The sequence below is a fragment of the Bradyrhizobium sp. GW821-FHT12B03 genome (assembly GCF_058807535.1).
In genome coordinates this window covers 86,637-99,710 of record NZ_JBXAQU010000014.1, presented here as the reverse complement: position 1 = coordinate 99,710, position 13,074 = coordinate 86,637, and the positions used below count along the sequence as shown (strand labels likewise).

Sequence of the window (13,074 nt, the reverse complement as noted above, 5' to 3'; positions counted from 1 at the left end):
ATCGCCCCCAAATCGACCAACGATCGGCGACCCCGATGCGATCTCAATCATGACCAACGGCACGCCAAACATCCTGATCGTCGAGGACGACCAGCAGACCCGCGACCTCATCACGCGCTATCTGCGCGAGCATTCGTTCTCGGTCGGCGCCGTCACGAACGGCAAGGAGATGGATCGCTATCTGTCGCAGAACCGGGCCGATCTGATCGTGCTCGACCTGATGCTGCCGGGCGAGGACGGCCTCAGCCTGTGCCGCCGGCTGCGGATGGACTCCACGACGCCGATCATCATCCTCACCGCGAAGGGCGAGGATCTCGACCGGATCCTCGGCCTCGAAATGGGAGCCGACGATTATCTGCCGAAGCCGTTCAACCCGCGCGAGCTTCTCGCCAGGATCAACGCGGTGCTGCGGCGGCAATCGAGCGGCCTCGCGGCTGCCTCCACCGCGACGCGCCTGAAGTTCCAGGGCTGGACGATCGATCTCCGCCTGCGGGAATTGCGCGACCCCGAAGGCGCGCAGGTGCCGCTCACCAGCGCCGAGTTCGACCTGCTGCAGGCCTTCTGCGAGCGCGCCGGCCGCGTTCTCACCCGCGACAGCCTGCTCAGCATGACGCGCGGCCGCCCCGGCGGAAGCTTTGGCCGCAGCATCGACGTGCTGGTCAGCCGGCTGCGCCGCAAGCTCGACCGGACGGAAGGCACCTCCGTGATCAAGACCATCCGCACCGGCGGCTACATCTTCACGCCGGTGGTGGAGGAGGTATGAGCCGCGCCGCCGACATCGTGGCGCTGTTCAGCTTCAGGCGGATCAGCGGTCAGATCGCGGCCCTGGTCCTGGTCTCGCTGATCCTGATCCATGTGCTGATCGCCGGATATTTCCTGCTCAACCGGCCGCTGCTGCTGGCGGACAGGCCGGTCGAGCAACTCGAGCTGATCGCGCAGATCATCGACAATACGCCCAGGGCGCAGCGCGCCATCGTGCTCGACAGCGTCCGACGGACTTATCCGGCGCTGAAGCTGCAATTGCGCGAAGGCGTCTCCGCCTCGCCCATGCCGAAGCGGTCGCCCCTGAACGTCCCCTCGCCACTCGCCGGCAAGATCGATCTCATTCGCGGCGTCACCTCCGAGGAGAACCGCGTCTGGTTCGATCTCGGCAACGACGACATGCTCGAGGCCACGATCGGATCATTCAAGATGCCGGCCTTTGCCAGCGGCCTGTGGACCTCCACGCTGCTGTTCCTGGTGGCGAGCGTCACGCTGCTCGGCGTCTGGGCCGGTCGCGCACTCTCCTCGCCTTTGTCGGCCTTCGCGCGCGCGGCGGAGAATTTCAGCGTGAACCGGTCGTCCCCGCCGCTGCCCGAAAACGGACCGGAGGAGATCAGGTCCGCGGCAAGAGCTCTCAACCGGATGCGCGAGCGCATCACCACGCTGATGAACGACCGAACCCGCATGCTCGCGGCAATCAGCCACGATTTGCGCACGCCGATCACGCGCCTGCGGCTGCGTTCGGAATATATCGAGGATCCGGCACAACGCACGCAAACCGTGCGCGACCTCGACCAGATGCAGTCGATGCTCGAATCGGTGCTCTCCCTGCTGCGCAATGAAAGCCCGGTGAAACCGACACTGGTGGACGTCGCCGCGCTGCTGCAAATGGTCTGCGAGCAGTTTTCCGATAGCGGCCACGCCGTGACCTATTCCGGCCCCGCGAGGGCCGCCTTCATCCTGCGGCCCGACGAAATCATCCGCGCGGTCACCAACCTCGTCGAGAACGCAACGCGCTTCGGAACCAGAATCGACGTCGCGCTGTTGACATCGGGGGATCGGCTCGTCATCGACGTGTCCGACGATGGACCCGGCATCCCCGACGAAAGGAAGGCGGCGATGCTGGAGCCCTTCGTGCGCGGCGAGGAAGCCCGCACCATGGACGAGACGGCCGGATTCGGCCTCGGCCTCTCGATCGCGCAGGCGATCGTGACCGCGCATGACGGAACCCTTCAGCTGCTCGACAACGCGCCCCAGGGCCTGCGCGTCCGATTGCAGCTCGCGAAGTCGGCCGATCGCCCGAGCGCTCTTCCGACATAAAGTCGCGGCAATCGTCGGGCTTGTCGACCGAGCCCTCCTTCTGCCTCCCCGGAGCTTCCATGCCTTCTGCCGACCGGCCGGCGACACGCCTTGCGACGCGGCTTGCTTTCCTCGTCGCGGGCTTCGGCATGGCGTGCTGGGCGCCGCTGGTGCCGTTCGCGAAGCTGCGGCTCGGCGTCGACGACGGCATCCTCGGACTGCTCCTGCTCAGCCTCGGCATCGGCTCGGTCGTCGCGATGCTCGTGACCGGAATCATGAGCGCGCGCTATGGCAGCAGGCCGATCATCATTGCGGGCGGACTCGGTCTCGCGCTGGTGCTGCCTGTTCTGGCGGTTGCGAGCTCGCCCGCAACGCTTGCACTGGCGCTCCTCGCATTCGGCGCCGCGCTCGGCTCGATCGACGTCGCCATGAACATCCACGCGGTGGAGGTGGAGCGCGCGGCGGGACGGCCGCTGATGTCCGGCTTCCACGCGCTGTTCAGCATCGGCGGCTTCGCCGGATCGGCCCTGATGACCGCGCTGCTCTCGCTGCAACTCGGCGCGCTCGCCTGCACGCTGATCTGCTCCGTCCTGATGCTGGTTGCGATGCTGGTGACCTGGCCGCGCCTGCTTCGCTCGGTGCAGGTGCAGGACGGGCCGCTGTTCGTGCTGCCGCATGGCTCTGTGCTGCTGCTCGCGCTGCTGGGCGCCATCACCTTCCTGGTCGAAGGCGCGATGCTCGATTGGGGCGCACTTCTCGTCATCGGCGCGGGCCTCGTCTCCGAGACGCAAGGCGGCATCGGCTATATCGTATTCTCGATCGCGATGACGATGGGGCGGCTCGGCGGCGACGCCGTCGTCGCGCGCATCGGGGATCGCACGACGTTGTTCTGGGGAAGCCTCATTGCGGTCGCGGGCTTCGCGGTGCTGCTCACGGCTCCGGTTGCGTCGCTTGCCATAGCCGGCTTCCTGCTCATCGGCCTCGGCGCATCGAACCTCGTGCCCGTGCTGTTCCGCCGCGCGGCCCGGCAGACGGTGATGCCCACGGGGCTTGCGGTCGCGGCCATCACGACTGCCGGTTACGCCGGCATCCTCGTCGGTCCCGCCGGCGTCGGCTTCGTCGCGCAACTGGGCGGACTGCCGGCGGCGTTCTGGCTCCTGGCCGCGCTGATGTGCCTCGTCACGCTGTCGGCGCGACTCGTCACGGCCGATCAGCGCCGGGCGTTGCCCGTCGACGCCTGAGCGGCCTCACAAATTGCCCAGTCCGATCGATTTGACGACGGGCGCGAGGCTTGCCGACGTCGCATCGACGATGCGCTGGAATTTGTCCGGACTTGAATCGCTGTCGGGCTCCATGCCCTGGGCGCGGTAGCTTGCCTGAAGCGCCGGATCGGCCATCGCGAGGCGCGTCGCCTGCGCGATCCGATCGATGATCGCATCATCGGTGAGTTTGGGAGCAAAGATGCCGAACCAGCCCTCATATCTGAGATCCGGCATGCCGGATTCGACGGCGGTCGGAATGTCAGGCGCGCCGCTCAGCCGCTTTTCAGTCGTGACCGCGAGCAGCCGGACCTTGCCGGCCTGGCTGAGCTGCTGCAACTGGACCGACATGACGGCAATGACGAGCGAGATCTGGCCGCTGACGAGGTCGTTGGTCGCCTGCGCGATCCCGCGATACGGCACGTGGACGATGTCCAGTGCGCCCGCCTGCTGTTTGAAGGATTCACCGACAAGATGATTGCCGGTGGCGATTCCGGGCGTGCCGTAGGACAGCTTGCCCGGATTGGCCTTCGCATGGGCGATCAGCTCGCGCAAATTTGCGGCAGGCACCGACGGATGGATGGCGAAAACCAGTGCACTGTTGATCAGGCGGTAGATGGCGCGGAAATCGCCGACGGAATAGCCGGGATTTGACGAGGTCAGGGGAATGATGACCTGCGTGCTGCCGTTGCCGAGCAGCAGCGAATAGCCGTCGGGCTCCTCGCGCGCGACCGCCCCGGTCCCGATCGCACCGCCGGCACCGCCGATATACTCGACGAAGGTCGGCCCGAGCAGCGCTGACATCCTGTCGACCCAGGGACGTCCGATCTGGTCGCCCGACCCGCCGGCCCCGTAGGGGATCACCAGCCGAATGGGGCGGGACGGATAATCGGCGGCTTGCCCGCTGCGCGACATTGCCGCCAGCGCAGCTGCGCCCGACAACGCATGGACAAATTGTCGCCGCGAGAGGGGAGGCATCTTCGAATTCCGGAAGTCGGTGGTCGTCGTCGAGGCCGGACCGGCTCCTGACCCACCCAATCGCAGCAATCTGCAGCCGCCGTCAATGCTCCGTCCGGACCGGCTTCCTGGCACCATCGCCGAGGCCTGGCGACCTAACCCCTTCCGCTCAAAGTCATATTTCGACGGGCCGAAGCCGACCCAAGCGATCTGCGCAGGTCTGCCAGCCATGCGGCTTTCGGCCAGTTTACTGTACGCCTCGTTCTGATAGACTAGAAAGAAATACCTTTTGACTCCCGTCGAGGGGGCAATGGCGCGTGCCAGAGCATAACGAAGACTCGGCCATTTCATTTGGGCCATTTCGGCTGTTTCCAAAGTCCCGGCTCTTGGAGAAGGACGGCTCGCCGCTTCACGTCGGCGGCCGCGCACTCGATATTCTCATCTTCCTTGCCGAACGCCCCGGTGAAGTCGTCGACAAGAGGGAGCTGGTCAAGCGCATCTGGGCCGACGTCAATGTCGACGAGGGCAGTCTGCGCTTCCATGTCGCGGCGCTGCGCAAGGCGCTCGGCGATACCGGCAAGTCGGCCCGTTATGTCGTCAATGTGCCCGGCCGCGGCTATTGCTTCGTCGCGTCGCTCGCTCAAGCGGCGCCGCCGCTCGCGCCAATCGCCGTCGACATCGTCCCTCCCCGTTCTCTGCCCGTCCAACTTGCGAAGATGGTCGGACGTGAGGAGGTCATCGAGAAGATCTCGAACGGACTGTCGCTCTATCGCTTCATGACCGTGGTCGGCCCCGGCGGGATCGGCAAGACCGCAGTCGCCGTCACCGTCGGTCATCGCCGTTCCCAGGATTTCGGCGGACGCGTCTTCTTTGTCGACTTCGGCCCGCTGAGGGACGCCAGCCACATTGCAACCACCATTGCCTCCGCGCTCGGGCTGACCCTCAGCGCGGAGGATCCGACGCCGGCCCTGCTGACGTTTCTCAAGACCAGCCCCACCCTGCTGATCTTCGACAGCTGCGAACACGTGCTGGACACGCTGGCCCCGCTCGTCGAGCGCATCGTTCGCGAAGCGCCGCAGCTTCGTGTTCTCGCCACCAGCCGCGAGTCGTTCCGGAGCGAAGGCGAGCGGATCTTCCGGCTCTTTCCGCTGGATTGTCCGCCGGAACGGGAAGACCTTGGTGTCGCGGAGGTCCTCACCTACCCCGCGGCCCAACTCTTCGTCGAGCGCATCGCGCAGAGCTCGGGTCCGTTCCAGCTTAGCGCGGAAGAGGCCCCGCTCGTCGCCAGCATCTGCCGGCGCCTCGACGGCATTGCGCTGGCGATCGAGCTCGCGGCGGGCCGCGTCAATGCCTATGGCATCGCAGGCACGGCCTCCCTGCTCGACAGCCGCTTTTCGCTGCAATGGCGCGGACGGCGCACGGCCGTGCCGCGGCACCAGACGCTCGCCGCCGCCCTCGACTGGAGCTATGACTTGCTGCCCGCGACCGAGAGCGCCACCTTGCGGCGACTGTCGGTGTTCGCCGGGCCGTTCGCGCCGGAGGCGGCTGCCACGGTCGCGGCCGGCGATGGCGTCAGCGCGTCGGAAACGCTGGAGGCGATCGACAGCCTGGTCACCAAATCCCTGATCGCGCCGTCCGGCTCGCGGACGCTGCGCTATCGCCTGCTCGACACCACGCGCACCTACGCGCATGGAAAGCTCAACGAGCTCGGTGAAACCGGGCAGTTCGCGCGGCGCCACGCCGAGCATTTTCGCGACTTCTTCGAGCGGGCCGAGGCCGACACGTCGACACCGCTGCCCGAATGGCTGCAGGTCTATGGTGCGGAGCTCGACAACGTGCGTTCGGCGCTGGACTGGGCCTTCGGGCCCGACGGCGATGCCGCACTGGGAATCGCGCTGACGGCGGCCGCGATCACGTTGTGGGTGCGTCTTTCGCTGTTCGCCGAATGCCGCGAGCGCTCCAGGGCGGCACTCGCGGCGCTCGGAGACAGCGGCGGCGACGACCGCGTCCGCATGCAGCTGCTCTCGGCGCTCGGCTGGTCGCTGATGTATGGCGAGGGCCGCGCGCGCGAGGCGCGCCCGATCCTCGAGACGACTCTCGAGCTGGCCGACAGGCTCGACGACAAGGATTTCCGCCTGCGCGCGCTCTGGGGCCTGTGCATCGACCAGTTCAACAACGGACAGTTCGGCAAGGCCCGCGCCCTCGCCGATCGTTTTGCGAACGCGGCGGCGAACTCTCCCGACAAGACCGACCTCATGCTGGGCGACCGGCTGATGGCCGTCGCGCTGCACTTTCTCGGCGACCAGAACGAGGCGCGGCTGCATATCGACCGGGTGAACGCGTCGCTGCATGTGCTGGCAGACAAGCCGAAAATCTTCCCGCTCGATCTCAGGATATCCACGCAATATTTCCGGGCCCGCATCCTGTGGCTGCAGGGCCTCGCCGACCAGGCCCAGGCGCTGGCCGCGCGAAACATCGAGGAAGGCCATGCCAACGGCCACGCGTTGACCTTCTGTAGTGTGCTGGGACAGGCCGCCTGCCCGATCGCCTTCTGGGCCGGCGATCTCGACGCCGCGGAACGCCACGGCACCGAGCTGCTCGAACACACCGAGCGACATGCGATCCGGCTGTGGGGCCTGTGGGCACGCGCCTTCAACGCAGCGGTCATCGCCAAGCGCGGCGACGTCGCGACCGGCCTGCCGCTGCTGCGCGAAGAGCTCAACCGCGCCGGCGATGCCCGCTTCCTGCCGCGCTTTCTTCCTCTGTTTGGTGAGCTCGCCGCGTGTTTTGGCGAAGCCGATCAGGCCGACCGTGGACTCGACGTGATCGAGGACGTCCTGACCCGCTGCAACGACCGGCAGGAGCGCTGGTATCTGCCGGAGTTGATCCGCATCAAGGGTGAATTGATGCTCAAGCAGACCAAGGGCTTGCCCGCCGCCGAAGCGGCATTTCACGAGGCCATGGACATCGCAACGCAGCAGGGCGCACGATCATGGGAGCTGAGATGCGCCATCGGCATCGCGCGGTTCAGACTGGGACAAGGCCGCGACGCCGAGGCGCTTGACGTTCTGGAGGCCGCTTGCCGGCCGCTGACCGAGGGATCCCGCACCGCTGACATGCGCGAGGCCCAAGGTCTGATCGCGCAACTCCGGAGCTGAAGCACCACTGCGCGGCCTCCCCCTGGCCATCCGCGACGCTGCGCTCTAGCCTCCCAAGGCTGCCGCGCGCCGCGGCAGCTTCCAGCCCGGCCGGATGAAGTGACAGGTGTAGCCGTCAGGATAGCGCTCGAGATAATCCTGGTGCTCGGGCTCGGCTTCCCAGAACTCGCCGGCGGGCGTGATTTCGGTGACCACCTTGCCGGGCCACAGGCCGGAGGCCTCGACGTCGGCGATGGTGTCTTCGGCTATCCTCTTCTGCTCGTCGCTCGTGGTGAAGATTGCAGAGCGATAGCTGGTGCCACGGTCATTGCCCTGACGGTTCAGCGTGGTGGGATCGTGGATCTGGAAGAAGAACTCTAGCATGGTCCGGAAGCTCGTTTTCGCCGGGTCGAAAATGATCTCGATCGCCTCGGCGTGGCCCTCGTGATTGCGATAGGTGGCGTTCTTCACCTCGCCGCCGGTGTAGCCGACGCGAGTCGAAATCACTCCAGGCTGCTTGCGGATCAGATCCTGCATGCCCCAGAAGCAGCCTCCCGCCAACACTGCGCGCTCTGTCGTCATTTGAAGCTCCATTCGTTCAATCGATATCCCCGGCGCTCTACCTGGCAACCGCATGCAGCCGCGGGTCATCATGGTCGTCGCGATATTCGAGGCCCAGCGGGCCGATGGCGGAAACCTGCGTGACGTATTCTCCTGATTTCGCCCAGTGAAAATGCCAGGTCTCGCCGGGCAGCACAATGACACTGCCCGGCGGGTAGGCCTTGACCTTGTCGCCGTCAAAACGCTCGCCGAGCCCGATGTAGAACACACCCGACATGACCGTGTAGATACGATCTTCCGGATGCTTGTGCGGCATCAGCCTGGTGCCGCCAGGCACCTTCACCCGGACCACGTAAGGCCCGGGCTCGTTGGGATGGCCGACCATGATGGCGAGGCGCGCGCCTGATGGAAACGCCGGGAACGGCTGCCATGCGATATCCTCCGGCAGGATCGCCCTGAACCTGTCTTCATCCGGCTGATGTTGGCGAGGCATGGTGCTGCTCCCTTGCTCGGTCAGGACAGCTTGGCGTCGAGCGTGATCGCGGCGTTGAGCACCTTCGACACCGGACAGTTCTTCTCGGCCTCGCCGGCGATCTTGGCGAAACCTGCATCATCAAGGTTCGGCACCTTGGCGCGCAGGGTCAGCGCCGACTTGCTGATCTTGAAGCCCTTGCCTTCCGGCTCGAGCGTGACGGCCGCCTCCGTCGAGAGTTCGGTCGGCGTGAAGCCGGCGAGCTGAAGGCCGAAGGCCAGCGCCATGGTGAAGCAGCCGGCGTGGGCGGCTGCAATCAATTCCTCGGGATTGGTGCCCTTCTCGTTCTCGAAGCGGGTCTTGAACGAATAGGGCGTCGCACTGAGCACGCCGGATTCGCTCGATAGCTGGCCGGTGCCGTCGCGACCGGTGCCCTTCCAGACTGCTGTTGCCTTGCGGATCATCGTGGTTCTCCTTGTTTGATTTCAGCACCGGCTCGGTACCGAAGGAAAGCGACATTGGCACGACCGCCTGTCGCTCCTCCAACCGGCCGAACGCCGCAGCGGTTCCCTTAGACACCAACCTGTCCGACATGGAAGCCGAGCCGGTTCTCGACATCGCCGGCGCGGTGGAAGCCGCGCGCCATCAGCGCCTTGATGCGGCTCTGGCTTGCGGGGCGTCCGAGCGAGGCCAGGAATGCGTCCCACTCCGGCTTGATCTCGACGTCAGGCGGCAGGCTCGCGACATCGACGAGGCGCTTGGTCCCGGCGATGGCGTCCTTGTCGAACGACGCGATACGCATGGCGAGCGCCTCGACGAAGCCGTCGAGCTCGGCATCCGGCAACGACCGGTTCACGTAGCCGTAGCGCTCGGCGAGATCGCCGTGGATGTCGTCGGCGCCGAGCAGAACTTCGAGCGCGCGGCCGCGGCCCATCAGGCGCGGCAATCGCGCCATCGGCCCGCCGCCGGGCACGAGGCCCGCACCGACCTCCCACTGCGACAGGATCGCCTTCTCGCGGCTGGCAAAACGCATGTCGCTTGCGAGCGCGAGCTCGCTGCCGACGCCGGTGGCGCGGCCCCGGATCGAGGCGATGGAGACAACGGGCGCGCGGCTGAGGCGCACCAGCATGTCGGGCAGCGCCTGCAGGCCGGTCGGCCCGGGCGGGATGCTCAAGGAATCTTCCAGCGGCGCGAGGAAGTCGTAATGCGTGATGAAGAAGCCTTCGACGGCGCTGTCGAACACGACCACCTTCACGTCCGGATCGGTCTCGATCGCGGTGATGATGTCGCCCAGCAGCGGAAGATGCTTCGGACCGAAGATGTTCACCGGTGGCATGTCGAAGGTGACGCGCCAGTATGACGGCAGGCGGCGCTCCAGGCGGATGTCGTCGGTGGTGAAGGTGCGTTCGGGGCGGTTCATTGCTGGCACTCCTGATATATGCGTGTTGAAGGACGGGGACGCGCGCCGAGTGCGCGCGTCCCCTATGCTCGTCAGATCGACTGGCGCAACGGACGGAATGCGGTGCGCATTTCCGCGGAGAACAGCGCGGGCTGCTCCCACGCCGCGAAGTGACCGCCCTTGTCGAGCCGGTTGTAGTGCATCAGCTTGGGATAGGCCTTCTCGGCCCAGCTGCGCGGCGCGGCATAGATCTCGTCCGGGAAGACGCTGACGGCGACCGGGATCTTGATATGCTTGGGCTCGAAGAACACCAGCTTGTTCTCCCAGTACAGCCGCGCCGAGGAGACCGCGGTGTTGGTGAGCCAGTACAGCGTGACGTTGTCGATCACGTCGTCGCGCGACAACCCTTCCGCCTTGCCATCGAACGCGCGCGCGATCATCGCGGTGCTGCGCGCATCGTGATCGAGCATCCAGGATGCAAGGCCCGCCGGCGAATCGACGAGGCCATAGAGCGTCTGCGGCCGGTTCGACATCTCGATCGCGTAGCCGAGACCGTGCTTGTAGAAATCGTCGAGCTGGTCGTAGGCGATGCGCTCTTCGGCCGAGAGGTTTGACGGGCGCGCCCCGCCGGGCTGAAGCGCCTTGGCGATGTCGTCAGGGACGGTCGCGGGCATGTTGGTGTGGATGCCGAGCAATTCCGGCGGCGCGATCAGCGCCATCTGCTCCGTCACGGCATTGCCCCAATCGCCGCCCTGGGCGACGTAGCGGCCATATCCGAGCCGCTTCATCAGCACGATCCAGGCCCGCGCGATGTGCTGCGGATCCCAGCCGAGCGCCGTCGGCTTGCCGGAAAAGCCGTAGCCGGGCAGCGAGGGGATCACGAGATCGAACGCGTCGGCGGCTTTCGCGCCATGAGCCGTCGGATCGGTGAGCGGGCCGACGATCTTCATCTGCTCGATGATCGAGCCCGGCCAGCCATGTGTGACGATCATCGGCAGCGCGTTGTCGTGACGCGAGCGGACATGAATGAAGTGGATGTCGACGCCGTCGATCTCGGTGACGAATTGCGGCAGCGCGTTCAGCCGCGCCTCCACCTTGCGCCAGTCGTAGTCGTTCTGCCAGTAGCGCACCAGCTGCTGCAGCGTCGTCAGCTGCACGCCCTGCGACTGGTCGGCGACGATCTCGCGATCCGGCCAGCGCGTCGACGCCAGGCGACGGCGGAGGTCGAGCAGATCTTCCTCGGGCACGTTGACGTGGAACGGGCGGATCGCGCCGCTCGCAGCCGCCTTTGCCGGACGCAGCGGCAGCAGGCTCGCTACGCTGGCGGCAACCGCGGTCATCGCGGCCTGGCCCAGCAGTTGACGGCGGTCGGGGTTGAGGATGTCGGCGCGTGCTTGCGTGGTCATGTTGGATCTCCCTTGCTTTGGTCGGTACGGTTGACCGAATTCGAAATCGAGACGTCGGCTCGTCATGCAAGGAGATTGGCGCAGGCACTTGCTGTTTGCTCGTTATGGATTGTTAGAGTGCGTTAGCCCTTGCGAGTCTCGCGGCAAGCGAACCGGTGCTGATGCGACGCGCGATACAACGCAAACGGCGCGCGACGACCAGGTCATCGCGCGCCGTGTTCGGAGAATGCCGCGATTTCAGGACGGCAGCGATTGGCCAGCCTGCTCACGCACGACGTAGTCGGCATACCAGTCCGCCCAATTGTCGTCGTGTCCGCCGGTGCGCTTCTCGTGCTCACCATGCGCCACCGCCGCGCGGCGCAGCGCCGCCGCCAGATCGGCCCGCGAGGCGAAATTCGTCCCGTCGCCTGCGATGCGTCCGGGCAATCGCGTGGTGACCTCCTGGAACAGCCAGCCATTGCCGTCGGGATCGCTGAACGAGGCGAAGGAGCTGTAGCTGCCGCGTTTCGGGTCAGCGCCGCTGACGCGAACGCTGCCGAACAGGTATGGCTCGTCCGGCCCGGCGTGAACATCGCCGCCGCCGTGGAATGGCTCGCTGACCGCGATGCCGCGGCCGAGCAGATCCTGTCGTGCGGCCTCCAGATCGGAGACGACCAGATACAGGCCGCGCGCCGAGCCGGGTGCTGCCGCCGTGACGTTCCTGCCGAAGATCACCGAGCAGGCCGAGCCCGGCGGGGTGAACTGGATCACGCGCCAGTCGTCGCCGGAGGCAAAATCGGCGTCCAATCGCCAGCCGAGGCGCGCGTAGAACGCCTTGGCGCGATCGACATCGGACACCGGAATGACGACGATCTCGAGCTTCAGATCAACGCTGCGCGACGTCGAGGGCCTGGTCCCGGCTTCGCGATCGATTTCGAGTGTGGTCATGTCGAACTCCCTGATGTGAGGCGTGGGTTCACAACCGAACCCGTTCTTTGCAGGCTCCACTTCGCGCGGATCGGCGCTTATTGCTGGTTGTCGGACGTTTGGACTCGTGAGGGTTCCGGGTAAAGTCCATCTTCAGGCGGCAGGCATCGCGATGGTCACCCGCGTGCCGCCTTCCCCCGCCTCGCCATGCAGCCGCGCGTGGACGCTGCGTGCGAGCCCTTCGAGAATGCGGCTGCCCGTGCCCTGAAGCGGGCCGGTGGCGCCGACCCCGTTGTCGGTGACCGTGCAGAACCATGCGCCGTCGCGGTTGGCGAGGTCAATGCGGATCAGTGCGCCAGCCTTGTTCGGAAAAGCGTGCTTGGCCGCGTTCGTGACCAGCTCCGTCAGCATCAGCGCAAGCCGATGACATTGCGACGCCGGCAGCGTGCCGCTCTCGATCGCGGCCTCGCAGCGGACGCCCGCCGGCTCCAGCACCGCCTCGGAGAGCGCTCCGCAGAGATTTTCGAAGAAGGCCCCGACGGAGACCATCGACTGATCGTCGTTGTCCGACAGGAGCTGATAGAGCCTGCCGAAGGCAACGATGCGCCGCTCGAACCGATCCACCGCAAGCGACACGTCCCTGGTGCCGGCCCGCGTGAAGTCGCGGCGGACTGACGCACCCAGCAGCGTCAGCGTGTTCTTCATGCGATGATGGGACTCCCGCAGCACGAGTTCCCAATCACGCGACTGCTCGTCAAGGCCGGCGACGAATTGCGATCGCACGGCGCTGCCGTTCGACATGGAGCCGATGGCGGACATGATAGCCTCCCCGTTGGAACTGGACCTAACTCGAAGGCCATACTGGATGCATCGCGCGCGTTTTGCCCGTTAGACGTTGCAAGATTTTGTTATGATC

Annotated in this window: 12 protein-coding genes; 4 read left to right on the top strand and 8 right to left on the bottom strand. The window is 66.1% G+C overall.

Annotated features, from left to right (window positions below):
• Positions 1–49 precede the first annotated feature (49 nt).
• Genes AC1RUR_RS24890 through AC1RUR_RS24880 form a run of 3 tightly spaced genes read left to right on the top strand, consistent with a single transcriptional unit; the run spans position 50 to position 3,302 of the window.
• Positions 50–763 carry a response regulator gene (locus AC1RUR_RS24890; protein WP_492848848.1) on the top strand — a complete coding sequence of 238 codons (714 nt, stop codon included), beginning with the start codon at positions 50–52 and terminating at the stop codon, positions 761–763.
• Positions 760–2,082, top strand: a complete 1,323-nt coding sequence (locus tag AC1RUR_RS24885) for an ATP-binding protein (RefSeq protein ID WP_492848846.1) — start codon at positions 760–762, stop codon at positions 2,080–2,082. The genes AC1RUR_RS24890 and AC1RUR_RS24885 overlap by 4 nt, the downstream gene beginning before the upstream one ends.
• Positions 2,083–2,141: 59 nt before the next feature.
• Positions 2,142–3,302, top strand: coding sequence for an MFS transporter (locus AC1RUR_RS24880; RefSeq protein ID WP_492848844.1), 1,161 nt, complete (start codon positions 2,142–2,144; stop codon positions 3,300–3,302).
• Positions 3,303–3,308: 6 nt separating this feature from the next.
• Here the strand turns inward: AC1RUR_RS24880 and AC1RUR_RS24875 are convergent, their stop codons facing one another.
• Entirely contained in the window at positions 3,309–4,298 is a 990-nt protein-coding gene (locus AC1RUR_RS24875; protein ID WP_492848842.1) for a Bug family tripartite tricarboxylate transporter substrate binding protein, read from the bottom strand.
• Positions 4,299–4,594: 296 nt separating this feature from the next.
• On the opposite strand from AC1RUR_RS24875, the gene AC1RUR_RS24870 reads away from it, so the two are divergent.
• Complete coding sequence (locus AC1RUR_RS24870; RefSeq protein WP_492848840.1) at positions 4,595–7,435, top strand: ATP-binding protein; 2,841 nt, start codon at positions 4,595–4,597, stop codon at positions 7,433–7,435.
• Positions 7,436–7,480: 45 nt separating this feature from the next.
• Here AC1RUR_RS24870 and msrA read toward each other — a convergent pair whose 3' ends face one another.
• The 7 genes from msrA to AC1RUR_RS24835 form a co-directional block, all read right to left on the bottom strand.
• Positions 7,481–7,996 carry a peptide-methionine (S)-S-oxide reductase MsrA gene (gene msrA, locus AC1RUR_RS24865; RefSeq protein WP_492848837.1) on the bottom strand — a complete coding sequence of 172 codons (516 nt, stop codon included), beginning with the start codon at positions 7,994–7,996 and terminating at the stop codon, positions 7,481–7,483.
• A 37-nt stretch (positions 7,997–8,033) separates the two neighbouring features.
• The gene (locus AC1RUR_RS24860) at positions 8,034–8,468 is read right to left on the bottom strand and encodes a cupin domain-containing protein (protein ID WP_492848835.1); all 435 of its coding nucleotides are present in this window, start codon (positions 8,466–8,468) and stop codon (positions 8,034–8,036) included.
• A gap of 20 nt (positions 8,469–8,488) precedes the next feature.
• Entirely contained in the window at positions 8,489–8,911 is a 423-nt protein-coding gene (locus AC1RUR_RS24855; RefSeq protein ID WP_492848833.1) for an OsmC family protein, read from the bottom strand.
• Positions 8,912–9,018: 107 nt separating this feature from the next.
• Complete coding sequence (locus AC1RUR_RS24850; RefSeq protein ID WP_492848831.1) at positions 9,019–9,867, bottom strand: enoyl-CoA hydratase/isomerase family protein; 849 nt, start codon at positions 9,865–9,867, stop codon at positions 9,019–9,021.
• A gap of 71 nt (positions 9,868–9,938) precedes the next feature.
• The gene (locus AC1RUR_RS24845) at positions 9,939–11,252 is read right to left on the bottom strand and encodes an epoxide hydrolase family protein (RefSeq protein WP_492848829.1); all 1,314 of its coding nucleotides are present in this window, start codon (positions 11,250–11,252) and stop codon (positions 9,939–9,941) included.
• A gap of 237 nt (positions 11,253–11,489) precedes the next feature.
• Positions 11,490–12,179 carry a VOC family protein gene (locus AC1RUR_RS24840; protein ID WP_492848827.1) on the bottom strand — a complete coding sequence of 230 codons (690 nt, stop codon included), beginning with the start codon at positions 12,177–12,179 and terminating at the stop codon, positions 11,490–11,492.
• Between the two features lie 132 nt (positions 12,180–12,311).
• The gene (locus AC1RUR_RS24835) at positions 12,312–12,977 is read right to left on the bottom strand and encodes a sensor histidine kinase (protein ID WP_492848825.1); all 666 of its coding nucleotides are present in this window, start codon (positions 12,975–12,977) and stop codon (positions 12,312–12,314) included.
• Positions 12,978–13,074 lie beyond the last annotated feature (97 nt).

Excerpts from the sequence above, each read along its gene's own strand:
- AC1RUR_RS24890 (WP_492848848.1), top strand. The coding sequence starts at position 50 with ATGACCAACGGCACGCCAAACATCCTGATCGTCGAGGACGACCAGCAG.
- AC1RUR_RS24885 (WP_492848846.1), top strand. The coding sequence starts at position 760 with ATGAGCCGCGCCGCCGACATCGTGGCGCTGTTCAGCTTCAGGCGGATC.
- AC1RUR_RS24880 (WP_492848844.1), top strand. The coding sequence starts at position 2,142 with ATGCCTTCTGCCGACCGGCCGGCGACACGCCTTGCGACGCGGCTTGCT.
- AC1RUR_RS24875 (WP_492848842.1), bottom strand. The coding sequence starts at position 4,298 with ATGCCTCCCCTCTCGCGGCGACAATTTGTCCATGCGTTGTCGGGCGCA.
- msrA (WP_492848837.1), bottom strand. The coding sequence starts at position 7,996 with ATGACGACAGAGCGCGCAGTGTTGGCGGGAGGCTGCTTCTGGGGCATG.
- AC1RUR_RS24860 (WP_492848835.1), bottom strand. The coding sequence starts at position 8,468 with ATGCCTCGCCAACATCAGCCGGATGAAGACAGGTTCAGGGCGATCCTG.
- AC1RUR_RS24855 (WP_492848833.1), bottom strand. The coding sequence starts at position 8,911 with ATGATCCGCAAGGCAACAGCAGTCTGGAAGGGCACCGGTCGCGACGGC.
- AC1RUR_RS24850 (WP_492848831.1), bottom strand. The coding sequence starts at position 9,867 with ATGAACCGCCCCGAACGCACCTTCACCACCGACGACATCCGCCTGGAG.
- AC1RUR_RS24845 (WP_492848829.1), bottom strand. The coding sequence starts at position 11,252 with ATGACCACGCAAGCACGCGCCGACATCCTCAACCCCGACCGCCGTCAA.
- AC1RUR_RS24840 (WP_492848827.1), bottom strand. The coding sequence starts at position 12,179 with ATGACCACACTCGAAATCGATCGCGAAGCCGGGACCAGGCCCTCGACG.
- AC1RUR_RS24835 (WP_492848825.1), bottom strand. The coding sequence starts at position 12,977 with ATGTCCGCCATCGGCTCCATGTCGAACGGCAGCGCCGTGCGATCGCAA.